The sequence below is a fragment of the Paenibacillus sp. genome (assembly GCF_048976745.1).
GTDB lineage: Bacteria > Bacillota > Bacilli > Paenibacillales > Paenibacillaceae > Paenibacillus.
Window position 1 is genome coordinate 264,563 of sequence record NZ_JBHGUU010000006.1, and the last position, 23,454, is coordinate 288,016.

Annotated in this window: 27 protein-coding genes; all 27 read left to right on the plus strand. The window is 42.0% G+C overall.

Features of this window, described 5'->3' with window-relative positions; translation table 11 throughout:
* Positions 1-92 precede the first annotated feature (92 nt).
* Positions 93-1,148, plus strand: coding sequence for an ABC transporter substrate-binding protein (locus ACE3K2_RS08090; protein ID WP_421888788.1), 1,056 nt, complete (start codon positions 93-95; stop codon positions 1,146-1,148).
* Between the two features lie 220 nt (positions 1,149-1,368).
* Complete coding sequence (locus tag ACE3K2_RS08095; protein WP_421888789.1) at positions 1,369-2,433, plus strand: polysaccharide deacetylase family protein; 1,065 nt, start codon at positions 1,369-1,371, stop codon at positions 2,431-2,433.
* Between the two features lie 193 nt (positions 2,434-2,626).
* Positions 2,627-3,154, plus strand: a complete 528-nt coding sequence (locus ACE3K2_RS08100) for an AAA family ATPase (protein WP_421888790.1) — start codon at positions 2,627-2,629, stop codon at positions 3,152-3,154.
* A 64-nt stretch (positions 3,155-3,218) separates the two neighbouring features.
* The gene (locus ACE3K2_RS08105; protein ID WP_421891070.1) at positions 3,219-3,704 is read left to right on the plus strand and encodes a GNAT family N-acetyltransferase; all 486 of its coding nucleotides are present in this window, start codon (positions 3,219-3,221) and stop codon (positions 3,702-3,704) included.
* 12 nt (positions 3,705-3,716) lie between these two features.
* Complete coding sequence (locus ACE3K2_RS08110; RefSeq protein WP_421888791.1) at positions 3,717-4,247, plus strand: AAA family ATPase; 531 nt, start codon at positions 3,717-3,719, stop codon at positions 4,245-4,247.
* 63 nt (positions 4,248-4,310) lie between these two features.
* On the plus strand, positions 4,311-4,853 hold the full coding sequence (locus tag ACE3K2_RS08115) for a GNAT family N-acetyltransferase (RefSeq protein WP_421888792.1): 543 nt from the start codon (positions 4,311-4,313) through the stop codon (positions 4,851-4,853).
* Positions 4,854-5,266: 413 nt separating this feature from the next.
* Positions 5,267-5,623, plus strand: a complete 357-nt coding sequence (locus ACE3K2_RS08120; RefSeq protein ID WP_421891073.1) for an NIPSNAP family protein — start codon at positions 5,267-5,269, stop codon at positions 5,621-5,623.
* Positions 5,624-5,648: 25 nt separating this feature from the next.
* Positions 5,649-6,152, plus strand: coding sequence for a GNAT family N-acetyltransferase (locus ACE3K2_RS08125; protein ID WP_421888793.1), 504 nt, complete (start codon positions 5,649-5,651; stop codon positions 6,150-6,152).
* Entirely contained in the window at positions 6,152-6,694 is a 543-nt protein-coding gene (locus ACE3K2_RS08130) for a GNAT family N-acetyltransferase (RefSeq protein ID WP_421891076.1), read from the plus strand. The genes ACE3K2_RS08125 and ACE3K2_RS08130 overlap by 1 nt, the downstream gene beginning before the upstream one ends.
* Entirely contained in the window at positions 6,691-7,218 is a 528-nt protein-coding gene (locus tag ACE3K2_RS08135) for a hypothetical protein (RefSeq protein WP_421888794.1), read from the plus strand. The genes ACE3K2_RS08130 and ACE3K2_RS08135 overlap by 4 nt, the downstream gene beginning before the upstream one ends.
* A gap of 38 nt (positions 7,219-7,256) precedes the next feature.
* Positions 7,257-7,718, plus strand: coding sequence for a GNAT family N-acetyltransferase (locus ACE3K2_RS08140; protein ID WP_421888795.1), 462 nt, complete (start codon positions 7,257-7,259; stop codon positions 7,716-7,718).
* A gap of 71 nt (positions 7,719-7,789) precedes the next feature.
* Positions 7,790-8,164 (plus strand): GNAT family N-acetyltransferase, encoded by a 375-nt coding sequence (locus ACE3K2_RS08145; protein ID WP_421888796.1) that lies wholly within the window; start codon positions 7,790-7,792, stop codon positions 8,162-8,164.
* A gap of 156 nt (positions 8,165-8,320) precedes the next feature.
* Positions 8,321-8,980 carry a serine hydrolase domain-containing protein gene (locus ACE3K2_RS08150; protein ID WP_421888797.1) on the plus strand — a complete coding sequence of 220 codons (660 nt, stop codon included), beginning with the start codon at positions 8,321-8,323 and terminating at the stop codon, positions 8,978-8,980.
* Positions 8,981-9,241: 261 nt separating this feature from the next.
* On the plus strand, positions 9,242-9,709 hold the full coding sequence (locus ACE3K2_RS08155; protein ID WP_421888798.1) for an NUDIX hydrolase: 468 nt from the start codon (positions 9,242-9,244) through the stop codon (positions 9,707-9,709).
* Between the two features lie 51 nt (positions 9,710-9,760).
* Positions 9,761-10,294 (plus strand): GNAT family N-acetyltransferase, encoded by a 534-nt coding sequence (locus tag ACE3K2_RS08160; protein WP_421888799.1) that lies wholly within the window; start codon positions 9,761-9,763, stop codon positions 10,292-10,294.
* Positions 10,291-10,926 (plus strand): hypothetical protein, encoded by a 636-nt coding sequence (locus ACE3K2_RS08165; protein WP_421888800.1) that lies wholly within the window; start codon positions 10,291-10,293, stop codon positions 10,924-10,926. Before ACE3K2_RS08160 ends, ACE3K2_RS08165 begins: the two co-directional genes overlap by 4 nt.
* A gap of 60 nt (positions 10,927-10,986) precedes the next feature.
* Positions 10,987-12,015, plus strand: a complete 1,029-nt coding sequence (locus tag ACE3K2_RS08170; protein ID WP_421888801.1) for an alpha/beta fold hydrolase — start codon at positions 10,987-10,989, stop codon at positions 12,013-12,015.
* 290 nt (positions 12,016-12,305) lie between these two features.
* Positions 12,306-13,493: a glycoside hydrolase family 5 protein gene (locus tag ACE3K2_RS08175; protein WP_421888802.1), complete on the plus strand. Its 1,188-nt coding sequence runs from the start codon at positions 12,306-12,308 to the stop codon at positions 13,491-13,493.
* 204 nt (positions 13,494-13,697) lie between these two features.
* Entirely contained in the window at positions 13,698-14,237 is a 540-nt protein-coding gene (locus ACE3K2_RS08180; RefSeq protein WP_421888803.1) for a GNAT family N-acetyltransferase, read from the plus strand.
* Between the two features lie 175 nt (positions 14,238-14,412).
* Positions 14,413-14,688 carry a hypothetical protein gene (locus ACE3K2_RS08185; RefSeq protein ID WP_421888804.1) on the plus strand — a complete coding sequence of 92 codons (276 nt, stop codon included), beginning with the start codon at positions 14,413-14,415 and terminating at the stop codon, positions 14,686-14,688.
* Positions 14,689-14,699: 11 nt separating this feature from the next.
* Entirely contained in the window at positions 14,700-15,506 is an 807-nt protein-coding gene (locus ACE3K2_RS08190; protein WP_421888805.1) for an aminoglycoside phosphotransferase family protein, read from the plus strand.
* A gap of 236 nt (positions 15,507-15,742) precedes the next feature.
* The gene (locus ACE3K2_RS08195; protein ID WP_421888806.1) at positions 15,743-16,624 is read left to right on the plus strand and encodes a helix-turn-helix domain-containing protein; all 882 of its coding nucleotides are present in this window, start codon (positions 15,743-15,745) and stop codon (positions 16,622-16,624) included.
* 22 nt (positions 16,625-16,646) lie between these two features.
* On the plus strand, positions 16,647-17,918 hold the full coding sequence (locus ACE3K2_RS08200) for an ABC transporter substrate-binding protein (RefSeq protein WP_421888807.1): 1,272 nt from the start codon (positions 16,647-16,649) through the stop codon (positions 17,916-17,918).
* A 93-nt stretch (positions 17,919-18,011) separates the two neighbouring features.
* Complete coding sequence (locus ACE3K2_RS08205; protein ID WP_421888808.1) at positions 18,012-18,917, plus strand: carbohydrate ABC transporter permease; 906 nt, start codon at positions 18,012-18,014, stop codon at positions 18,915-18,917.
* Between the two features lie 5 nt (positions 18,918-18,922).
* On the plus strand, positions 18,923-19,741 hold the full coding sequence (locus tag ACE3K2_RS08210) for a carbohydrate ABC transporter permease (RefSeq protein WP_421891079.1): 819 nt from the start codon (positions 18,923-18,925) through the stop codon (positions 19,739-19,741).
* 5 nt (positions 19,742-19,746) lie between these two features.
* The gene (locus ACE3K2_RS08215; RefSeq protein WP_421888809.1) at positions 19,747-22,302 is read left to right on the plus strand and encodes a hypothetical protein; all 2,556 of its coding nucleotides are present in this window, start codon (positions 19,747-19,749) and stop codon (positions 22,300-22,302) included.
* A 36-nt stretch (positions 22,303-22,338) separates the two neighbouring features.
* Positions 22,339-23,409 carry a glycoside hydrolase family 88/105 protein gene (locus ACE3K2_RS08220; RefSeq protein WP_421888810.1) on the plus strand — a complete coding sequence of 357 codons (1,071 nt, stop codon included), beginning with the start codon at positions 22,339-22,341 and terminating at the stop codon, positions 23,407-23,409.
* The last annotated feature ends 45 nt before the right edge of the window (positions 23,410-23,454 follow it).

Sequence of the window (23,454 nt, forward strand, 5' to 3'; positions counted from 1 at the left end):
ATATACCGAACAATAATATCGAACAATCATATTACAATATGTTCTCTGCACCAGTGGCTGTAGAGACTAACATGGGGATGGGGGGAGCATGAGTGAGAAGATATGTGAACGGGTTGTGCTTGTTCATACTGCTGCTACTGCTTGTCGGTTGCACAACACAGGAGTCTGAATCTGTGCCTCCTCCTATCTCGTCTAACAACCTGGAAACTCTCCCGTCCGTTGAGGAATGGATGGAATCAGCAGTGGCGACGGATACCTCTACGAAACCGATTGTCTTAGGTTTTTCACAACTCGGCAGAGAGAGTGCCTGGCGGCTGGCAAACTCGACGTCTATTCGAAATGCTGCGGCAGAATCAGGAATCTCTCTTGTGATAAAAAATGCAGAACAGTCTCAGACGAAACAGTTCGAGGCTGTTCGGTCGTTTATCAGGCAAAAGGTGGATGTCATTGCCATTGCACCAGTCGTGGAATCGGGCTGGGATGGTATCCTTCAGGAGGCCAAGGATGCAGGCATACCGGTGATCATCGTAGACCGATCAGTTGATGTGAAAGACACTTCACTTTTTGTGACAACGATTGGATCGGACTTTTATGAGGAAGGTGTGAAGGCAGGGAAGTACATTCAGGACCGGATGCGAAATCATCCGGGTTCGATACGAATTGCAGAACTGCAAGGCACGAGTGGTTCTACGCCTTCCATCCAGCGTGGCGAGGGATTTAGAAGCATTTTGGACACCAGAGCAGATATCATTTTCACACAAAGTGCTCCCGCTGATTTTACGGAGGATAATGGTAAACAAGTGATGAAAGATTTCCTTCAGGTTCCGGAAGTAGAAAGGCCACAGGTTCTTTTTGCCCATAATGATGAAATGGCTTTTGGCGCCATTCAAGCGATAGAAGAAGCCGGGCTGAAGCCGGGAGAGGACATCATCATTGTCTCGGTGGACGGCTCTCGCAAAGCACTTGAAATTCTGGCCAGTGGGAAAATCAACGCTGTGGTGGAATGTAATCCACTGCTTGGCCCTCAGCTTATGCAGGCAACAAAAGAAATTATTGCAGGACGAACACTTCCGAAGCGTATGGTGCCCCCTGAGGATATTTTTACACAGGAGAGTGCCAGTAGGGAGATGTACAACAGACGATTCTAGCGATCGTGAAAAAAATAGAACATTTTGGATAAAATTGAATTTACTTTAAATATAGGTATCGTTTATACTGAATTCACCTTGAACAAAAAGTGCTTATCTGAGAGAAAGTACGCAGAGAACTACATATAATTGAAAGCGCTTTTTTGAGAGGTGGAAGTTCGATAAAGAGAGGGAGTGTAGAAGGTATTATGCTGTAAATATAATATGAGGAGGTAATTTGATGTTTAAAGTAAAGCTGGCAAAGGTGGTAATGTCTCTCGCGGTTTTCGGTACCTTGTTTTCTATTCCGGCGGTGCCCGACGTTCGTGCAGCAGATGCAAGTTGTCCAAATGGTTATGTAGGTCTAACGTTTGATGATGGTCCATCCGGGAATACAACAAATATGCTTAACGCGTTGAAGCAGGCGGGTTTACGGGCAACGATGTTCAATGTTGGACAAAATGCGCAAAACAATCAATCGCTGGTTGCTGCTCAGGTGGCAGCTGGCATGTGGATTGGCAATCATTCCTACACTCATCCGAATATGACGACATTAAGCAGCGCTCAGATGTCGTCAGAGATTACACGCACACAGCAGACGATCCAGTCCATTACCGGAAGTTCACCTAAACTGTTCAGACCTCCTTACGGAGCGACCAATGCAACCTTGAAATCCGTTGTGAGCCAAAATGGCCTGACTGAAGTGCTGTGGAACGTAGATTCCCAGGATTGGAATGGTGCCAGCGCAGCCCAGATTGTAGCGGCTGTGAACACGATGAAAAGTGGTGATGTCATTCTAATGCATGATCAGTACCAGACGACACTTCAGGCGATTCCGCAGATTGCACAAAATCTGAAGAATCGTGGCCTTTGCTCCGGCATGATCTCACCAACTACTGGTCGGGCAGTCGCACCCGATGGTAGCACTACCAATCCCCCAAGTAACACAACAAAAGTGGAAGCGGAGAATATGACCAAAGGTGGGCAATACACAGGCAATATCAGTTCTCCTTTCAATGGTGTGGTCCTTTACGCTAATAATGATCTGGTTAAATACACGCAGTATTTTGCAACGGGTACTCACAATTTTTCACTTCGTGGAGCTTCAAACAATGCCAACATGGCTAGAGTTGATCTGAAGATTGGTGGACAGACGAAGGGAACGTTTTACTTTGGCGGGAGCGCTCCAGCGGTCTATACCCTGAATAATATCAGCCATGGGACGGGAAATCAGGTCATTGAGTTGGTTGTAACAGCCGATGACGGAACATGGGATATATACATCGATTACTTGGAAATACATTAACAAGCTTAAGGTTGAATGAAAAATAATGCACGATCATGAAATCCCGTTGGGTCGACCCAATGGGATTTCATCATGTTTTTGGATATTTTGTAACACCACAGTGGAGGGAAAACATTTATAATGGATAAAATTACGGATAGGAAGAATCTGGTGTGTATTGAAACCATTTATGGAGTAGGAGTGAATTGATCCAATGATCATTATGATTAATGGAGCGTTTGGTTCAGGGAAAACTTCTGCAGCAGAAGCTCTTCAGCCTTTAATTGCCAACAGTATGATCTACGATCCGGAAGAAATAGGTTACATGTTGAGAAAACTTCTTCCAGAGAGTTGTAGAGAGGAAAGGGAACGGACGGACGATTTTCAAGATATCGAACTATGGAAAATTCTAACCGTAAAGACGGCTAAAGAAGTAAAGCAGAAATACAACAAACACTTAATCATCCCCATGACCATCTATAAAGAGGAAAACTTCGATTACATCTATAACGGGATGAGAGAGATCGATCAGGACATCCATCATTTTTGCCTAACGGCTACAGAAGAGACGATTTATCATCGTTTGGCTAAACGCGGAGATAAATTTGGCGGCTGGCAGTATCAACAAGCACCAAAGTGTGTTGAAGCGTTCAAGAATGAACAATTTCAAACCCACATTGTTACCGATCATCTGGAAACCAGTGAAATTATTGAACTTATATTGAAGCAGGTCCTAAAATAAAAGCAGAAGTTATATGGGAATATATGTATAATGAACAGCAGGGGATGGATGGTAATTGACGACAGTGACTTTTGAAGAGGTAACCGAGCAGCACCTTCCTGAAATTAGAGTGATTTATAACTATTATGTAAGGAATACAACGATTTCGTTTCATACGGAGGAGTTAGATCTTGATCAGATTAAATCCTCTGTGATGAACAAGGATACGCGGTATAAAACTTACGTAATATTTGAAGATAATCAAATGATGGGCTATGTTCTGATCACCCAATATAAGAGTAAACAGGCCTATGACATCTGCGGAGAAGTCACTATATATTTGAAGCCCGATATTTTGGGAAAAGGCATGGGCAAACAAGCACTTCGTTTTATTGAGAAGGTTGCAAAAGAACAAGGCTTCCATACCCTAATTGCGACGATTTGTATGGAGAATACGAGAAGTAAATCATTATTCGAGAGAAATGGTTATGAACAATGTGCTCTGTTCAAAGAGATCGGATATAAATTTGATAGAAAACTGGATATTGGAAGTTTCCAAAAGATATTGTAAGGAGAATACGAAATGAGTAACAACCTATATATTGTATCTGGACCCCCAGGAGTAGGGAAATCTACAACTTGCAAGCTGCTGGTTCAGACATTAGATAAAAGTGCATACATCTCTGGAGATGCAGTTAGCCACCTTCCGGTTAAAGGGCGAGGTAAACCCTGGCTTGATAAGGATACAAACGACTTAACCTGGAAAAATATATCTAGTCTAGTGAAAAACTTATTGGATTACAAATACGATGTCGTTTTGGACTATGTTTCCTTTCCGGAAGACATTGATGGATTAATGGCAGAATTGGCAGACTATCATGTTCGCGTAATCTATGTTGTATTGATGGTGGATCGTCAAACCATTATTCATAGAGACTGTCTAAGGGCAGAAGAACATCAAATGAAAGAAAGAAGTGTGCTTCTGCTGGAAGAGTTTGAAAATCATCGGAATGTGAGAGCCGATAACAAATTGTATACTCATCATTTTACAGAAGATCAATTACCTGAAATCGTAAGTGAAATTATAAATAATGAGAAATATCGGGTGATGTAAATGCACGAGCGCTGACTAGCTAATAATAGTTAGGTATAAGCATTGATTGGGGGGGAGATTAAAGTGTCTCGTATTTATGGAGAAAGAATTGTGTTAAGAGAATACCAGGATTCTGACTTGAATTACATCAAACAATGGGTAAACGATTCAGAAATCACAGGGACATTATCAGATAATTTTTTGTATCCTCATTCGAGTTATGAGACGGATTCCTTTTTTAAGTCAATGGTTGAAGGCAAGTCTTCAAATAAAAGTTTTATTATCGGATTAAAAGATTCATTGGATTATATAGGTCAAATTGATCTATACAAAATAGATTGGAAGAACCGCTTTGCATCTTTAGCAATTGTAATAGGTAGAAAAGAATTTTTAGGTAAAGGTTATGGGAGTGAAGCAATCCGTGTACTACAGAAGTTTGTCTTCGAAGAGCTAAATTTAAACAGATTAGAACTTGAAGTGTACGAGTATAATGAGATTGCTTACAAATGTTATTTAAAATGTGGCTTTAAAGAAGAAGGAAGATACAGAAAGAAGATATATAAAAAGGGTAAGTACTGGGATAGTGTTTGCATGAGTATCTTAAAAACTGAATATGAGAAGTCATAGTCTATCGGTCTGGTGATAAATCTTACGAACCTGACACGTCTTATTTGCGGATTTGGGACGCTCTCCGAAATATAAGGAGTCTGAGACACGCTATATAGGGGAAAATAGTCTTTTGTAGCGTTTTTGTCAGATGATTATGGGAAATAAGATGTCTCAGATTCCTTACAATTTAAGAAGAGGACTTGAGGGCCGAATAAGACGTCCTGTGTTCCTTAGAAAATCACCTGAGTTTGAAAACATACTCTAGTCTTTCTCCTCATGATATTTGAATGTTTATGAATGCGATTACATCTTATGAAGGTGGACTTCACCTTGTCTGATTACTAATGGGATGACCAAATTGCATATCTGAGAAATACGCGATGATATTAGGATAAATCTTGCCTTTCATTACGTATAAGGAGGTACAGATGATGATATATAGGAGAAAAACCTATGTTATTGCGACTTCTTTTGTAGAAGAATTTAATGCTCTATTTAATGATATTTTACTGCCAGCCCAATTGAAATATGGATCAAGACTTATTGGGAGATGGCACACACCAATCGATGATGAAACCAGTGAAATTTTTGCGATGTGGGAATACGATGCCCTTGAACAATACGAAGAGATTGAGAAAAAGATAAAATCAGATACAGAACACGTAAAGCGAGTTCAAGCGCGTTTTGATCAGATCGGAAGACATCGTTATCAAGAAGTATTTCGAGAAGAAATTAGGCAGACATTTTTCACATCGACAGTAGATCGCGAACAAACGATTTTGAAGTGAAATATAAGAAAAAGGAGATGAGATTATGATGGAGACAGAACGACTTAAATTTCGGAAATATACCAAAAATGATTTTGATTTACTTTTTGAGATGACACGCGAGCCGAATATGATGAAATTTATAAGACATGGAGGACCCTGGACGAAGGAAGAAACCATGCAAAGCCTGGAAAAGTTCATCAACTGGAACAAAAACGATAAAGGGCTGTTCCTCGCATTTAATAAAGAGGATAACAAGTTGATTGGAACCTCCGGACTGATTCCTCAAAACATTGAAGGCACTGATGAGCTTGAAGTTGGTTACTGGGTTACAGAGCAATACTGGGGCATGGGTTATGGATATGAACAAGCAAACGCATGGAAAGAATATGGCATGGATCACTTGAATCAGAGACGATTAATATCGTTAATTCAACATGGTAATGTGGGTTCTATGAAAGTCGCGCAAAAGAATGGCATGAAACACGAGAAGGACGTAGACATCATTGGGAAAAATGTAGCAGTATACTCGATTAAGGTGAATGGATGATGACTCCATTTCCTGAATTAGAAACCAAAAGATTTCTGTTAAGAGAGATTAAACAGATTGATTCTCAAGACATATTTCAAATTTTCTCTTCAGATGAAGTTACAACGTTCTACGATGTAGAACGTTTTACGAATATGAAACAAGCAGAAGAACTCATACAAAGATGGAATGAACGATTCGAAAATGGTCAGGTCATCCGTTGGGGAATTGCTTTGAAGTCAGACAACAGAATTGTTGGAACATGCGGATTTCATGGTTGGATGAAACAACATTATAAAGCTGCGATGGGATATGAGTTAGCACCGGAGTTCTGGCAGCAGGGTTACATGACCGAGGTCGCTAAGAAGATTGTTGAATATGGATTCAAGAACCTTGAATTAAACCGAATTGAAGCATTTGTAGAGCCAGAGAACGCGGGATCAAGAACGTTACTTGAGAAAATTGGCTTCAGTGAAGAAGGCATATTGAAAGAGAATTTTATTTGGAAAAATCGATTTGTTGATAATGTCATCTATGCATTGTTGAAGAAAGATTATGTATGAGAATTCGAATTATTGGATCTTGCGGTAGTGGGAAATCAACATTAGCCAAAGAATTGTCTGATCAATATGGTATTCCTTCCTATGAATTAGACAATCTCATATGGGACAGAAGCGCCGAAAATCTGAGATATCCTGAAAGTGTGAGGGATGAATCCTTCCAATCAATAGTCAGTTCCGAGGCTTGGATCGTAGAAGGAGTACAGTGCAAGGATTGGACATTAAAGTCCATTCAGGAAGCGGATTTGATTTTTGTATTAGCTCCAAATGTTTTCATTAGAGATTATCGGATTATCAAGAGGTTTGTATTGTCCAGAATGGGCTTGCAACCGTGGAATTACAAGCAGTCATTCAAGAACCTATGCAAGATGATTGTGAAATGGAACCATCAATATAATGTAGAAGAAGTTATATGTACAATTAACGAAAATCGTAAGACTGCAACAATCACGAAGAATAAAAAACAAGTGATACAGTGGATTGAACGTCATTTGGAAGTGGTTGTAAGTGAGAGTGGAAGAACGTAAGCAAGCATTAATCGAGGATGACCGAAAGAGGAGATACAGTGGGAGATATAAACATTCAACCCGTTACACGAGAGAATTGGGAAGAGGCATTGAAGATCTCTTTGCATGAACACCAAGCGTCATTAGTTCCATCTGTTATTGAGGGAATCGCCTACGCCTATATAAAACCTTGGGATGAAGCATTTGATCCTTACATACTTGAGATCGATGGAAAGGTATTTGGTTTCTTTTATCTGAGTTATACTCCAAATAGTACAGATAATTATTGGCTCGGTGGTTTTCAAATCGATAAATCCTATCAAGGTAAAGGAATGGGAAAGCGCGCTTTAAGAGCCATTCTAGATTACATTACGAAACAGCATCCGTTGTGCAAAGTTATTTCATTAACGGTTGAACGGAATAATGAAATAGCACAAAATTTGTATAAAAGCATGTTGTTCATTAGTGAGGATAGAACGAATACAGATGATGAAGTGATCTATAGGTTGGCAATAAAATAATAAGAAATTCTAATAGTTTAAAGATTTTAAAAATCACATGTGATTATTTTCTAAGTGAGGGGACTTAAACAATGAATCGTATGAATCATGAGGAAGAATTACAAATCGTATTTGATGATCATGAAGAAGACTACAAAAACGTTTGTAATAACTTATATAACTATAACGTCTCTGAAACAAATGGATTATTAAAGAAGCCTGGAAAGACTATCAATCTTTTTTTACGGGACAAGATAGGTAAGGCAGTTGGTGGGATCTTCTGTGCTACATATTGTGAAACCTTATATATTGATAATTTTTGGATAGATGAGGAACACAGAAAGAAAGGATATGGGAAGTCTTTAATCATGCAAGCAGAAAGCATGGCTTCTGAATTAGGATGTAAGCTTGCACACACAAGCACGTTTTCATATCAATCACCGGGATTCTACCAAAAAATGGGCTAATAACGTGTTTGGAATAATTGATGAATATCCTAATGGAATCATTCAATATTTTAAGAAGAAAAGATTATAAGACGATTACCTGACATAGTATTGGATATAACGAAAGATGAATTTTATGGGAAACAGAGGGATGGCGGGTATGCGAGTCACAAGGGAGTGTTACATATCACTGAATTTAATGATCTCGAAAGAGAGATAAAACGAAATAAAGCCGAAAGCTGCATGATATACCGAGAAAACTCAATTCAATATGAATACTATCGAAATCGAAAAACGAAAGAAAAACAACATAAAGTGAATTCAATTACTAAAAGTGTGCTCTCCGCATTGATGGGAATCGCTATAGAACAAGGCTACATTGAGCATGAGGATATTCCAATTGTAAATTATTTTAACGATCTGGATGATAGCAAAAAGGGGATTACGATTAAGCATCTGTTGACGATGTCTTCTGGCATGCACTATCCGGGGAATGAAGCGATGATTCCATCTAGGAATTGGACGAAATTTGTTCTTGAACAACCTGTTGAATTCGAACCTGGAATCCAAATGAAATATAGTTGCGGGAGTTCGCATATACTTAGCGCCATATTACAGAAGGCGACTGGTATGAACACAGCCGAATTTGCTAAAAAGCACTTATTTGCACCTCTGGGTATTAACGATTTTCATTGGTATCAGGATACACAAGGAATTGCAGTAGGGGGCTTTGGTTTGCGAATGAAGATCGAAGATATGTTGAAGTTTGGGGTGTTATACTCTATGAATGAGGGAGTGGAATTCCAAACAACTCATATCTGCGGACTGGATTGCTAGAAGTGTAAGTCCTTCTCTTACTTCCAAAACGTTATATAGCTACCACTGGCGCATAATGAAAAGCATCAAGGAAGAAGACACTGAAAATAAAACGTTTTATGCTATGGGTATGGGAGGTGGACGAGGGCAATATATCTTTGTTAACCAAAAGCGAGGATTGGTTGCGGTATTCACAACGATTATATCCGAGGATAGCTTGTTGCCTCTTCAATGGTTTAACAATTATATTTTGAAAGTGTAGTCGTATATTGGAGGAATGAAATGAGCCAATGGTTTGAACTAGATGAACTTGATCCAGAATTAAGCAAATTTGCAGTTGTGATCTCTAAATACAACCATCAATTCATCATTATAAAAAATAGAAAAAGAGGAGGTTGGGAGATCCCGGGAGGCAACAAAGAAATTGGGGAAACTATTCTACATACGGCAAGTAGAGAGCTCTATGAAGAGACAGGCGCAATGCGGTTTGAATTAACACCTTATGGCGTATATGAATGGAATGGGAGCTTTGGTATGGTCTTTTATGCTGAGGTTATATCGCTCGGTAGCTTACCCGATTCGGAAATTGATGAGATATTGCTTGTGGATGTATTACCTGAAGGCATGAATTTTGGAGATATGTTTTATCTTTTCTCGGATAGATGGAATGGACTTGAGAAGTATGAGCTTAAGAAATACACCATTGAAATAACTCATTTAAATGAGTTACCTGTAATTAAAATAAGCTGATTTAACTTGAAAGAAACTCTGTTTTGAAAATAAAGGAGAGAGGCAACGACCATGATAACGTATAGAACGTTGACCCTGGATGATGTGAACCTGTTACAGGCAATAGATCGCTCGGAACATATTGATCTCATCTATGAAATGAGAGAGAACGGATTGGTTGAGCTTGAACAGAATCATGACTGCTCCAACTGGGATGAAAAGCTTTTGGAGGAGATTCAAAATCGATATGTCTACGAATTGGAACAAGGTGGCATGGCATATGGCGCGTTTGCTGACGATCAATTCATTGGATTTGGAGTGCTGGCACATCAACTTAGAGGAAGAGAACAAAATCAATTACAAGTTGACTTGATGTATGTTTCACGCGGGTACAGAAGACAAGGTGTTGGAAAACGTATTCTAAACCAATTAGGTGAAGAGGCTAAGAAACGTGGCGCACAGTATCTGTATATCTCCTCCACAGAGACGAGATCTGCAGTATCCTTTTACAGAAGTCAGGGCAGCCAGATTACAAGTGAGATTGATCAAGAACTCTATGACAAAGAGCCGAAAGATATACACATGATAAAGGAGCTGGGCACATGACAACGGTTGGCATACTTGGCACCATTCATAATCCAGAACTCAGGGAGCGATATCATTGTTCGCTTTCCCTTTACAAGGATGTGATAACTGAGTTTAAGCCAGATCTTATTTGTGGTGAAGTTCATCCACAGAGTTGGTTGAGGTATATGAAGGACAAGCATGATAGAGGATACTGGGGAGAACCGGCCAGTGAGTATTGGGATTTGGTATTCCCTTTGTGTGAGGAGCAAAACATCCCATTTGTCCCTATTGATTGGTTTGAGTTGGATGTGTGGAATGCTTTTGATCCATTTAACGGTTATTCGGGCGAGGAACGCCAGGAACTGGAACAACAGGATGATCATTGGTTTGCGGAGCAAATGGAGACGTATCGGGTTGGTGAGATTCCTTTTAATTCAAAGGAGTTTGATCGCGTAACCAGACAAAAATATGAATGGTTGCATAAGGTGAATCCGAAGGCACAGAACTTTCGCTGGGTGGTCCGTAATCAGATTATGGTTCAAAGAGTCAAAAATACAGTTGAAGCTCATTCAGGAAAACGAATTCTCTGTATCATAGGAGCCGATCACAATTACATCTTCCAAGAAGAGCTGATGAAAGAAACCGTTGAATTGCTGTATCCGTTACGATAAAGGGACTGTTGGAAGAATTACATCCGAAATATATGAGACTTATCAATGAAGGAGCATTACATGCGCAAAAAAATACGTAAAACACTCAAGTACAGTATATTTAGTATGATGTTTGTGATTATCGTAGCTCTGATATTTCCCACATGGACACCCCAAATTAAAGGTGAGAACAGCATCAGCATGTTAGAGCAGGTCGAAATTAACGGCGAAGGGCACGAAGTCATGATTAGGGGTGTTGATCGGACTAACCCTATCCTGATTTTTGTGCATGGGGGGCCGGGATGCTCGGAGATCCCTTACGTAAGAAAATATCAGAAAGAACTGGAGCAACACTATACGGTGGTGCATTACGATCAACGCGGGAGTGGGAAGTCCTATCACTTTTTTGAGGATTACTCGAATCTGACAACAGATGTATTAGTAGATGATTTGATAGCTTTAAGTGGTTATGTATCTAAGGAGTTAAATCAAGAGAAGGTTATATTAATCGGTCATTCATTTGGTACATACATCGGGATGAAAGCTGCAGCTAAAGCACCTGATCAGTTTCAAGCTTATATAGGTATTGGACAGATGGCTAATACGTTTCAGAGCGAACTGGAGAGCTTGGCGTACACGTTAGAACAAGCGAACCAGGCTGGAAACGCAGAGGACATTCAAAAACTGGAACTAGTTCGAGACTCGATTCAGCAAGGAACGGGACTGACACCTAGAACGTTGTTGCAAAAGTATGGTGGTGCAGCCAGACTCATCAATGAGAATAGAGATTATATTTCAGGTTTTCTTCTTAATCCCGAATACAATGGGCTGGATATGATTCGCTTTTACTCAGGAGTATTCGGTTTACAAGACATCTTAGTGAGGGAGGCATTAGATCAAAATTTACCGGAGATTGTTGATCATCTGGAGATTCCTACTTATTTTGTGATGGGTAAATATGATTATATGACCACTGCGAATGCAGCACGTGATTATTTTGATGTATTGGATGCACCGATCAAAGACTTCATAGTATTCAACGAATCGGCGCATTACCCACAGTTTGAGGAGAAAGAGAAATTCGTAAAGTGGTTGAACGAGCTCTTTTAAGATACTTGGAAAGTAGAAAGATCAATGCTATTTTGTTGATATTGTTGAGAACCAAGGCATGCAATCAACTTAGATGGTTAAATGAAGATTTTTGTAATAAATAGTCAAAAAACGGATCGAATATATAGATTTATTTTCCAAAAATGTGCTATTATGTTGATGAAAGACGAAAATTTCATTTGTTTGATCGATAGGGAGAGGAGGCACGAATTCTCGATTCATTCAATCTGTGAATAATAGATTAACTGCACTGCTTGTTAAAAAATAATAGAATAAGCGGAGGTACGGTTATGTTCAAAAAATGGAAGAAATTTGGCGTCAGCAGCTTGGCACTTATGTTAGTGGCTGCGGTGGCATTCACCGGATGGAGTCCCAAAGCATCCGCAGCAGACGCTTCGCAAATTGTGGCTGAGATGGGTGCAGGATGGAATCTGGGCAATCAGCTGGAAGCATCCGTGAACGGCACACCGAATGAAACTTCATGGGGCAATCCTACAGTGACTCCAGAGTTGATCAAAAAGGTAAAAGCGGCGGGCTTCAAGTCGATTCGTATTCCCATTTCCTACTTGAGCAACATTGGAAGCGCTCCCAATTATACAATCAATGCAGCATGGCTGAATCGAATTCAACAAGTCGTAGATTACGCCTACAATGAAGGTCTGTATGTCATTATCAACATTCATGGCGATGGTTACAATTCTGTACAGGGTGGATGGCTGCTCGTGAATAGTGGCAATCAGACGGCCATTAAGGAAAAGTATAAAAAGGTGTGGCAGCAGGTGGCTACCAAGTTCAGCAACTATAATGATCGTCTTATCTTTGAATCCATGAACGAAGTATTCGACGGCAACTATGGCAACCCGAACTCGGCGTATTATGCCAATCTGAACGCCTACAATCAAATCTTCGTGGATACGGTTCGTCAGACTGGAGGTAACAACAATGCCAGATGGTTGCTGATTCCAGGCTGGAACACCAATATTGATTACACGGTTGGTAATTATGGTTTTGCTCTTCCAACAGATAATTTCAGATCCTCTTCCATTCCTAGCTCGCAGAAGAGAATCATGATCTCGGCACACTATTACTCTCCGTGGGATTTCGCTGGTGAGGAAAATGGCAATATCACGCAATGGGGTGCAACGGCAACCAATCCTGCCAAAAAGTCGACGTGGGGACAAGAAGATTATCTTGAGTCGCAGTTCAAGTCCATGTACGATAAATTTGTGACTCAGGGCTATCCTGTGGTGATTGGTGAATTTGGCTCGATTGATAAAACGTCGTACGATTCCAGCAACAATGTATATCGTGCTGCATACGCCAAAGCAGTTTCAGCAAAAGCCAAGAAATACAAAATGGTTCCTGTTTATTGGGACAACGGGCATAACGGTCAACATGGATTCGCCTTGTTTAACCGTCAGAATAATACCGTGACGCAACAAAACATCATTAACGCGATCATGCAAGGTATGCAATAAAAGACGAACTAGCTTGATCCGTGCAAACGGCGTGTTCCTACAAAAGGGACATGCCGTTTTTTTGTGCTACCGGATGGTGAGTTAAACAACATTTGCCAATGCATTTTACATAAGACATATTCAGAATTCATTAAATACCACAATAGCTTTTATATACTTAATTTGCTTGATATAGCGAACTAAAAGGACTAGGTGGTAGACAGAATGTTAAAAAAACGTGATTTGCAGGAATGCCATTCACTGTACAGCTTAATGATGGACCCCGCAGTTTCGCCTTACGTTCGTTATCTATGCCAATCGTATGAAGAATATCTATTCCTTACGAAACAATTGATGTCCGAAGAAGAGCAGAAAACAGTGATTTCCCGAACGATTTTGAATGAGATAGGGCAGCCTATTGGGACGATTGATCTGTATCATATCGAGCAGCAAACCGGTTTTTTAGCCACATGGATTGGATCACCCTTTTTTGGAAATGGATATAGCCAAAGAGCCAAGTCAGCTTTCTTTGTTGAATTGTTCCTGGAACATGACATTGAAACGGTATATATGAAGATACGCAAGCAAAATATAAGATCCAGAAAAGCGGTACAAAAACTGCCATATGTGAAAATAGCCAATGATGTGTATCCAGAAGTCTATCAACGGATTAATATGCATGAACAGATGTATGATCTGTATTATGTTGAACGGTCAGCCTTTTTCGAAAATAGTATGGATCTGCACCAAGTGGTAGCCACGTAACTTATTCAGAAAGCGTCAACAGCGGCGTCAGAGATGACGGCGCTATTTTGTTATGATGTGAATGAAAATGGAACATATTCGAACAAAATGCAGGAATATGGAATAGAGAATTGAAAGTTACATAAGTGGATAAAGCGTATGCAATAGGGACTACGGTTAATGAAGGAGGCGTATTATGAACAATATCAACAAAATTTTGGGTGTAATTCTCATGCTTGGCAGTGTGTTTATTTCCACAATAGAGAGAATCTCAATACGAGTATCTGTTGCTATCGTAGAAGCAGGATATGCTTCGGGAGGGAGCAACGTGCCCCAGTTCGCTCAGACGAACGAGCATCCAACAGGTCTACTCATATACTTCATGTTCTTCGTTGGATTCATACTATTGGTCTCGGGGTTCCCGGGGAGTTATAAGATAAATCGTAATCATCGGCATAACAAGGAAGTTTAGCTTGAGGAGGGATGAAAGTGTCCGAACAGGAGGAAGTATTATCGGGAGGTAATGTGAATCAGGTTATCAGAATTGGAGAGACGGTTCGCCGGAGTACCAGACCTGATCCTTATGTGAAAGAGCTGCTGGTGCATCTTGAAAAAGAGGGATTTCATCAGGCACCGCGATATCTCGGCGTTGATACGGAAGGAAGAGAAATGCTTTCCTATCTTGACGGACACGTTCCAGGCAATGATTATCCCGAGATTGAAGCGTACATGTGGTCAGATGAATCGTTAAAGGGAGTTGCAAGGCTTTTGCGAACCTATCATGATGCGACGGTTACATACTTAACTGCTGCTCAATCCAGCAATGCCTATTCTGATATGGAGCAACATGAGGTCGTGTGTCATAACGATTTTGCACTATACAACGTGGTATTTAAGGATGGCGTGCCACAGGGGATTATCGATTTCGATATGGTCGGTCCAGGTCCACGTCTGTGGGATATTGCCTATACATTATATACTTGCGTTCCGCTGGCAAGTTTCTCTCCTCCATTTCCGATGAGTGGTAAGGAGGTTATCCCTTATTGCAGTGAAGTGCACGCAGCCGTTCGGAAGAAACGCATTGAATTATTTATGAACACATATGGAGTGGCTGTACCGCCGGATTTGAAGGCATGGGTTGTATCCCGCATCCGTTTTATGTGCAAGACGCTGGCTGATCGTGCGTCTGATGGAGATGTCTCTTTTATGAAAATGGTCGAAGAGGGCCATCTGACTCACTACGAGAATGAAGTTGTTTTTCTGGAAAAACATTGGAACGAATGGGGTTGAAATGTAACGCTAAAGGACCGCGTGATAGCCTATGGGCTGGACAGCGGTTTTTTTGTCGTCTACATCCTTTTCCTGTAAATTCCTTTCTAATCATTTTCAACAATTGTGATCAACAATACAGCAATATTGTTCGGATTAGATTGAAATAACTGTGATACAATTCATTGTAAAGCGCTATCATTGTAAATTATTAAACTATATTGCTATTTATATTCTGGGAAGGGAGATCTTTATTGATGCTAACCATACACACCCCGACGAATATTGCTTTGCAGGAAAATGAAGTCTATGTGCGATCAGAAGCAGATAATTTTCAGGATGAATGGCCTGTTCATACGCATAATGGGTATGAGATTCATTATTTTATCCAAGGTGATGCGACCTTTTTAATCGGTGATCGAATCTATAAGCCGTTGCCTGGAGATATGTTTATATTCAGAGGGGGAGTGCCCCACCGGATTAATCCTTCAAGAGAAATCGTATACAAGCGAAGTTTCGTCAATTTTACGGAGTTATGGTTACTGGACATGCTTGCTGTGAGTCAGTTGGAGAATCTGATGTCCATATTCCGGCATCCCAACGGATTGCTGGTGCATTGGTCCCTGGAGGAGCGTGAACACATCACAGGTATATTTAAAGGGATCAAGGAGGAGATGGATGCAGGAAATACAGGGCATAAAACAATGATCAAATTAAGTCTTACCCAATTGTTGCTGCGGATTTACCGGAAAACGACCAGTGAGCAATCCGCAGATCCCATTTTATTCTCTTCCCAGAAGCAGACAAGCGTAAGCCGGGTTCTTCATTATTTAAACCAGAACTACACGGAGAATGTTTCACTGGATGATCTGTCCAAAACACTGCATTTGAATAAATACTATATATGTCATTCTTTCAAAGAGACGACGGGATATACCATAAGCAATTATGTAATACGGAAAAGAGTTGCAGAGGCCAAAAAATTATTACTGTCTACGGATGCACCAATTTTGTCCATATCTGAAACATTAGGCTTCAACACACCTGTATATTTTAGCAGGGCTTTTAAACAGTATGTGGGTGTATCGCCGCAGTTGTTCCGTAAAAATGAATTACTTAACGAAGCCAAAATTCATTAAACCCTTTCAAGGAGATGTTGATATGACGAGAAGAACAACGTTTAAGCTCATCACTAGCCTGGTAATGGCCATGTTACTCATCGTGCTGACTGCTTGCGGTGATTCAGGTACCAATGCTAGTTCGAAACAAGCAACTCTGGATTTCCTGTGGTTCTCTGATGGAAAAGAAGGAGAAGTCATTAAGGAAATCATTAAAGACTATGAGCAGACCAATACCAAGGTGAAGATCAATCTGATCGAAGTTGGCTTCAAGGACATGCAAACCAAATTAAAAACGATGTTATCTGGTGGAAAGCCACCAGCCCTGAGCCGGGTCACGGATACCGGATCATTTGCTAATCAGGCGGTTGATCTGACACCCTACGTGGACAATGCCAGTCAATTCGAAGATCAATTTATCGACTCTCTTAAACCGTACTATGTTATGAATGACAAGCTGGTAGCAGCGCCTATGGATGTCACAGCGAATGGGCTTATTTATAACAAAACCTTATTCGATAAAGCGGGCGTCAAGGTACCTACTTCTCCCGATCAGGTATGGACGTGGGAGGAATATATCGCTGCATTAAAAGAGGTTATGGACATAGGTGGAGCACGATATGGCATGGTATGGGATGTCACTCCGCATCGATGGTCCACTCTTCTGTACCAGAATGGCGGAAGCATCTTAACGGAGGATGGCAGTGCGGCGGCCATTAACAGTGAAGCCGGAATCCGTTCCATGGAGTTGTTCAAGCAACTTCATCAAGATGCAATTATGCCTGAATCGGTATGGCTCGGAGGGGAGAACCCGAACAACCTGTTCCGTTCCGGGACGGTAGCTACCCACTGGGCTGGCAACTGGATGATCAGCAATTACAAGGATATCACCGATTTCGAATGGGGCGTCACCTATATGCCGAAAGGAACACAACGTTCTTCCGTGCCTGGCGGGAAGTTTCTCATGGCTTTCAAAGGCAGTGGTTATGAGCAGGAGGCAGCAGAATTCATTGAATATTTAACGTCCAAAGAAGTGAATTCCAAATATAATCAGGAATCATTGTTTATGAGTCCACGGAAGGACAGCTCCGCATTGAATTATGAATATGGCAAAGAGATGTTTGAAATTTTCTCGGATGAACTGAAGAACAGTTCACCTCTTGCAGCTAATGACTGGTCTAAGCAAACGCTTATATCTAAAATCTCAACAGATTTGAAAAATAATATTATGGACGTGCTGTCAGACAAGGCAACTCCTCAGGAAGCATTGGATCGAACAGCCAAACTGATTAACGAGGCGATTGGCAGTCAATAAACTTAAATTCTTTTAGATAATTCACATAACGGGGGCTTACCGATTCCTGTATAGCCTCCCTTTTGAATGAACGCATAAGGAAGGGGCAAGCAGATGAGTGAAGAACAACGATTAAACAGGAATACGCTGGCAAAACAGAACAGGAAGCTCGTTATTGCTCCTTATCTGTTTATACTTCCCAACCTCCTGATCTTTGGAACGTTTATCGTATTTCCCTCTTTATTGGGTCTCTATTATTCTTTCCATGTCTATGATGGATTGAACCCAATGAAGTTTAACGGGCTGGACAATTATATCAAAATCATAGGGGATCGGGAATTTTGGTCAACCATCGGACGAACGGGGATTTATGCAGCAATTGTTGTCCCGCTAATATATGGAGCAGCATTAGGCATTGCTTTGCTGCTTGCGCGCGAGATTAGGATGCGCGGTTTCTTCAGGGCCGTATTTTATTGGCCGACCATGATTTCTTACATTATCGTAGGTTTAACGTGGAAATGGATTTTTGGAGATTCATTTGGCATCTTGAATCATCTGTTAACCGTGGTTGGTGTGGAACCAGTCGGCTTTCTTACCTCTCCTTTTTGGGCAAATACGGCTGTAATCATCGCAACGGTTTGGTCTCGTGCAGGCTTTTTCATGGTCATTTTTATCGCGGGCTTGCAGGCCATACCTACGGATTATTATGAGGCTGCTCGCTTGGACGGGGCGACGGGAACAAAGGTATTTCGCTATATTACCCTCCCACTTTTGAAGCCTACAAGCTTACTCGTTGTGATGCTGTGCCTGATTGACGCGTTCAAAGCCTTCCCACTTATGTTTGCGCTTACAGGAGGTGGGCCAGGCAAGGAAACCACGTATATTGTTCAATATATTTATGAAATTGGCTTTAACAGGCAGGAGCTTGGGTTAGCCAGCGCCATGTCGGTGATACTGTTTATCCTTATTGGCGGATTCTCGGCTCTGCAATTCCGTCTATCGAAAGGAGGGGCTACGTGATGGTAATGAAACCGATGGTCAAAATCGTCATTTACAGTATGTTAAGTATTGCCGCCGTGGTGTGGCTCCTGCCTGTTCTGTGGGTCGTCATTTCTGCTCTGAAAACGAATAGCGATCTGTACAGCTTTCCTCCGAAATTGTGGCCGGAGCCAGTCACCTTCGAGCATTTCAAGGAGGCATTCAGAAAAGGTAATTTTGGCTTGTATTTTATGAATAGTACGATCGTAACTCTATCCTCAACGCTGCTCCTGTTATTGATTAATTCCATGGCAGGCTTTGCTCTCGCGAAGTACCGTTTCCGCGGAAGCTCGATCATATTAATCGCTTTTATCTCAACACTCATGATTCCGATTGAGGTCATTATGATCCCTATATTCAAGGTGCTGAGTGCACTCGGGATGTATAATAGCCTGCTCGCCATTATTATCCCGCCAGCAGCAACTCCGACAGGTGTGTTCCTTATGCGGCAGTACTTGCTAAGCGTACCTGATGAATTACTGGAAGCTGCCCGGATGGATGGAGCCGGTGAATGGAAAATTTACTGGAGCATTATTCTGCCCATAGCGAAGCCAATTCTGGCCGTGCTTGCGATCTTCTCCTTCATGTGGAGATGGGATGATTTTGTATGGCCGTTAATTGCTATTAGTGATCCATCGAAATATACGATTCAGCTTGCGCTCTCTAATTTTATTGGGGAATACAACGTAGATTGGGGCAGTCTCCTGGCCATGTCCGTCATCACGATGCTTCCGGTACTGATTGTTTTTATGGTTTTCCAGCGTTATTTTGTCAGCGGTATGATTACTTCAGGAATGAAAGGATGAGTTGAATGTCAGATATTACCCGTGACGGGACAGATACCTTGAATTATAAACCTATGAAATTAGGCGACCATCAGGTCATTAATCATTGGATAATCAGCGGCATATATACGAAGCCTGTTGCCTTTGTTCCAACAACCATGGAGGGAGATATCAATGATTGGCTTATCGATGGTTTTGCCATTCATGAGAATCCATGCAGAAAAGAATTTGTAGAACATAGGAGAACACAGCCGGTAAAACGATTTTTTGACCAATGGAGCGAGTTTCCCAGCCCGGGAGACAGCTTCGTTGGAGAAGAGGACGGGATGCCGTGGACACTATATTCTCCCTGGAATAATCCACGGGTGGAGCAATCCGGATTTTGGTTTGTACCGACACATCTGCGCAGCTACGGTGCAACAAGGCTTATTTCTGCGACTGCTCATACCGCCTCTTTGCGGATTAAGACCTATGGCAGTCTGACATTGTGGGTGAATGGGGAAGTAGTAACGGATTTTGCGCCACTCATGCGTAACAAAGAGCAGGAAATCGTTATTGAAGTTGAACTTGTAGCTGGAAACAATGAGATCTATGCCTGCTGGGAGGATCTTGCTGAGCGGGATACCATGTATGCTTTTGCGGTGGAATACCTGGGAGACGAGGAATTGGAAATTTCCCTGCCTATTGCTCCTCATTTGGCGGAGCCTGTAAAATCCGCAGAACAAGCCCTTGAACAGGCTTATTTTCCTTCGGATCTCTTCAGAGGAGAGCAGATTAAGCTCAAGCTGCCGCTTCCCTTGCCGGACATCGTTAGAGAAGTTGATATCCAGTACGGCAATTTCTTTGATGGCACTGAAAACAAGACAATACACATAGCCGAAAAGGAAACGGACCTGGTTCTGGCACACACCAATGAAATTGGTCATCATTACGTATACTTCACGCTGACGATTTCAGTTTCTAACGTCGCATTGACCAAGAAGTTCGGCTGTCAATCCTACGATACTACTTACGATGAAGCTGCTCAGCAAGCTGTGGATATTGCAGCACGCAAATCTCTGGCTCTGCAATGTATTGCTGAGAAGGGCAGTCGTAACATTCATACGGCTATCGCCATGTTAAAAACAAATGGCAATCTGCAAGAAGCGGAGAACATGCTGCTTGAAGGTGTGGAAGGGATCGAGCAACGAAAGGATTGCAGTGACTTCTATCTGGTGGGGCTGTTTCGTCTTTGGAGAGATGAACGAAATAGCGGTCTGTTCAGTGAATTATTCTGGGATCGGGTAAAAGCAAGTATTCTGGGCTATCGATATTGGATTGATGAACCTGGTGATGATGTGATGTGGTTTTTCAGTGAGAACCATGCTCTGTTATTCCATACCAATGAGTTGTTAGCCGGACAACTTTTCGGGGATGAAACGTTCAGCAACAGTGGTGAGTCCGGTGAAGTTCACCGTCAGAAGGCAGAGCAGAGGCTTGCCTTATGGTTTGAACGCTTTATGGATGAAGGATTGGCAGAATGGAATTCAAGTGCATACATTCCCATTGATGCGGTGGGGCTGCTACATATCTATGAATTTGCCCATAATGAGCAGCTCAGGCAGCAAGCTAAAAAGGCAATGGACCTACTTTTCTACTATATTACCGTTCAGATGCATCAAGGCGTCATGTCCACCACGTTTGGTCGCAGCTATGAGAAGGAACTGCTGGGTAGTTATGCAGCGGGAACGACTTCCATGTGCTGGATCGGTTATGGCATCGGCAATGTAAACAATTATTCAATCAGCAATGTTGCTTTGAGTTTATCAGATTACATTCCTCCGGCAGCATATCAGGAGCATCTGTTGCTTGGGGAAAATCAGCAATTGTTGTTCGCCAATGAGCAGGGCAAGGGAGGTTACGCCAAGCTCTATCATCATCGGACAGAGGAATATGCTTTATCCTCCATCATTCGCTTTCGTCCAGGCAAGCCAGGTTATCAGGAGCATGTTAACCATCTGTCTCTGTCCCCTGAAGCGCAGATATGGGTGAATCATCCAGCAGAAATCTACAAGCATGGGGATGGACGGCCTTGCTTCTGGGCTGGAAACGGGATATTGCCTGACGTGGTTCAGCATGAGGGGATCGCGCTGATGATGTTTGATATCCCGGCAGATCAGACTGCGGATTGGACACATGCTTATTTTCCTGCGAGCTTTTTCACAGAGTGGGTGCAGCATGAGAACTGGTATTTTGCCCGTCTGAATAAAGGGTATGTGGCCCTATATGCGGCCAATGGGACGAGTATGGAGTCTAATGGAGTGACAAGAGAGCGTGAGCTTATTTCTCCCGGATTGCGTAACGCCTGGATCATCAGAGCAGGAAACGAACTGCAATTCGGATCATTTAGCCATTTTATAGATCAAGTTCGATCCTCCAGCCCGCAATTCGACCGTACTTCTCTTACGCTCAGCCTGACCGACTCGGTATACGGTTCCATTCAGTGGGGCATGAACAAGCCTTTTCTGATTCAGGGAGAGGAAATTGTACATGACGAATACGGCGTAAGGGGACGGTTACAGTTACAGGACATCAAACGTTGAATGAGGAGCAATAAAATCTAGGGAGTGAAAGCAATCATGCCGAATCAAGAGGTGCTTCTGGAGAAAATAAGCAGGGTATCCGATGCGATGAAATCGATGAAAAATACAAGCATCAACGAACAGTTTCCCATTGGACTAATCGACATCCACCTATGGGAATGGCCGCAAGGTGTCGGCCTTTATGGTCTACTTCAGTTCCATGAAGCAACGAAGGATGCCGAGGCGCTGGAATTTCTCGAATCATGGTACAATGCAAGGCTGTTGGAAGGGTTGCCAGAAAAAAATGTGAATACTTGTGCTCCGCTGCTTACGTTGATTTCACTATGCGAACTGACTGGAAACAGGGAATATGAACGTGTCTGTGAAGAATGGAGCAGCTGGATTATGGACGAACTGCTACGAACCGGAGATGGTGCGTTCCAGCATATGATCACAGGAGATGCCAATGACGGCCAGATTCTGATTGATACCCTGTTTATGACGGTATTATTTCTGGCCAAAGCTGGGGTATATTTTAAGAAAACAGCCTATGTGGAGGAAGCCAAGCGGCAATTCCTGGTGCATATTAAATACCTGTACAATAAACAAACCGGCCTGTTCTATCACGGCTGGGATTTCAACGAAAATCATAACTATGGTGCTGTTCATTGGGGAAGAGGCAATGCATGGTATACGGCGGGCGTTGTGGATTTTCTTAATATCATTCCCATTGAAGATGGGCTGAAGGCCTATCTGTTGGATACAGCGACCGCTCAAGTTAGATCGCTTAGCAAGCTTCAGAGTGAGGATGGAATGTGGCACACCGTGCTGGATGACCCGACCTCTTACCAAGAAACCTCGGCAACGGCAGCGATTGGATATGGCATTCTCAAGGGGATCCGGTACGGATATCTGGACGAGTCCTATCGCGATAGCGGTACGAGAGCACTTGAAGCAGTGCTGCGGCAAATTGATGATCACGGAGTTGTACAGCAGGTGTCCTACGGAACTCCTGTGGGGCAGGATGCTCAGTTTTATAAAGAAATACCGATTAGCCCAATGGGTTATGGACAAGCACTTACGTTGTTTATTCTGATTGAGGGTTTGCGGGTTCCAACCGCGGTATAGAATAAGGCGGACGTGTGTGGAGGATGGGGGGATACAGTTTCCTGT

Bases quoted from the DNA above. Each gene is read 5' to 3' on its own strand.
- ACE3K2_RS08095 (WP_421888789.1), top strand. From the start codon at position 1,369: ATGTTTAAAGTAAAGCTGGCAAAGGTGGTAATGTCTCTCGCGGTTTTC.
- ACE3K2_RS08100 (WP_421888790.1), top strand. From the start codon at position 2,627: ATGATCATTATGATTAATGGAGCGTTTGGTTCAGGGAAAACTTCTGCA.
- ACE3K2_RS08110 (WP_421888791.1), top strand. From the start codon at position 3,717: ATGAGTAACAACCTATATATTGTATCTGGACCCCCAGGAGTAGGGAAA.
- ACE3K2_RS08120 (WP_421891073.1), top strand. From the start codon at position 5,267: ATGATATATAGGAGAAAAACCTATGTTATTGCGACTTCTTTTGTAGAA.
- ACE3K2_RS08125 (WP_421888793.1), top strand. From the start codon at position 5,649: ATGATGGAGACAGAACGACTTAAATTTCGGAAATATACCAAAAATGAT.
- ACE3K2_RS08130 (WP_421891076.1), top strand. From the start codon at position 6,152: ATGACTCCATTTCCTGAATTAGAAACCAAAAGATTTCTGTTAAGAGAG.
- ACE3K2_RS08135 (WP_421888794.1), top strand. From the start codon at position 6,691: ATGAGAATTCGAATTATTGGATCTTGCGGTAGTGGGAAATCAACATTA.
- ACE3K2_RS08145 (WP_421888796.1), top strand. From the start codon at position 7,790: ATGAATCGTATGAATCATGAGGAAGAATTACAAATCGTATTTGATGAT.
- ACE3K2_RS08155 (WP_421888798.1), top strand. From the start codon at position 9,242: ATGAGCCAATGGTTTGAACTAGATGAACTTGATCCAGAATTAAGCAAA.
- ACE3K2_RS08160 (WP_421888799.1), top strand. From the start codon at position 9,761: ATGATAACGTATAGAACGTTGACCCTGGATGATGTGAACCTGTTACAG.
- ACE3K2_RS08165 (WP_421888800.1), top strand. From the start codon at position 10,291: ATGACAACGGTTGGCATACTTGGCACCATTCATAATCCAGAACTCAGG.
- ACE3K2_RS08170 (WP_421888801.1), top strand. From the start codon at position 10,987: ATGCGCAAAAAAATACGTAAAACACTCAAGTACAGTATATTTAGTATG.
- ACE3K2_RS08175 (WP_421888802.1), top strand. From the start codon at position 12,306: ATGTTCAAAAAATGGAAGAAATTTGGCGTCAGCAGCTTGGCACTTATG.
- ACE3K2_RS08180 (WP_421888803.1), top strand. From the start codon at position 13,698: ATGTTAAAAAAACGTGATTTGCAGGAATGCCATTCACTGTACAGCTTA.
- ACE3K2_RS08185 (WP_421888804.1), top strand. From the start codon at position 14,413: ATGAACAATATCAACAAAATTTTGGGTGTAATTCTCATGCTTGGCAGT.
- ACE3K2_RS08190 (WP_421888805.1), top strand. From the start codon at position 14,700: ATGAAAGTGTCCGAACAGGAGGAAGTATTATCGGGAGGTAATGTGAAT.
- ACE3K2_RS08195 (WP_421888806.1), top strand. From the start codon at position 15,743: ATGCTAACCATACACACCCCGACGAATATTGCTTTGCAGGAAAATGAA.
- ACE3K2_RS08200 (WP_421888807.1), top strand. From the start codon at position 16,647: ATGACGAGAAGAACAACGTTTAAGCTCATCACTAGCCTGGTAATGGCC.
- ACE3K2_RS08205 (WP_421888808.1), top strand. From the start codon at position 18,012: ATGAGTGAAGAACAACGATTAAACAGGAATACGCTGGCAAAACAGAAC.
- ACE3K2_RS08210 (WP_421891079.1), top strand. From the start codon at position 18,923: ATGAAACCGATGGTCAAAATCGTCATTTACAGTATGTTAAGTATTGCC.
- ACE3K2_RS08215 (WP_421888809.1), top strand. From the start codon at position 19,747: ATGTCAGATATTACCCGTGACGGGACAGATACCTTGAATTATAAACCT.
- ACE3K2_RS08220 (WP_421888810.1), top strand. From the start codon at position 22,339: ATGCCGAATCAAGAGGTGCTTCTGGAGAAAATAAGCAGGGTATCCGAT.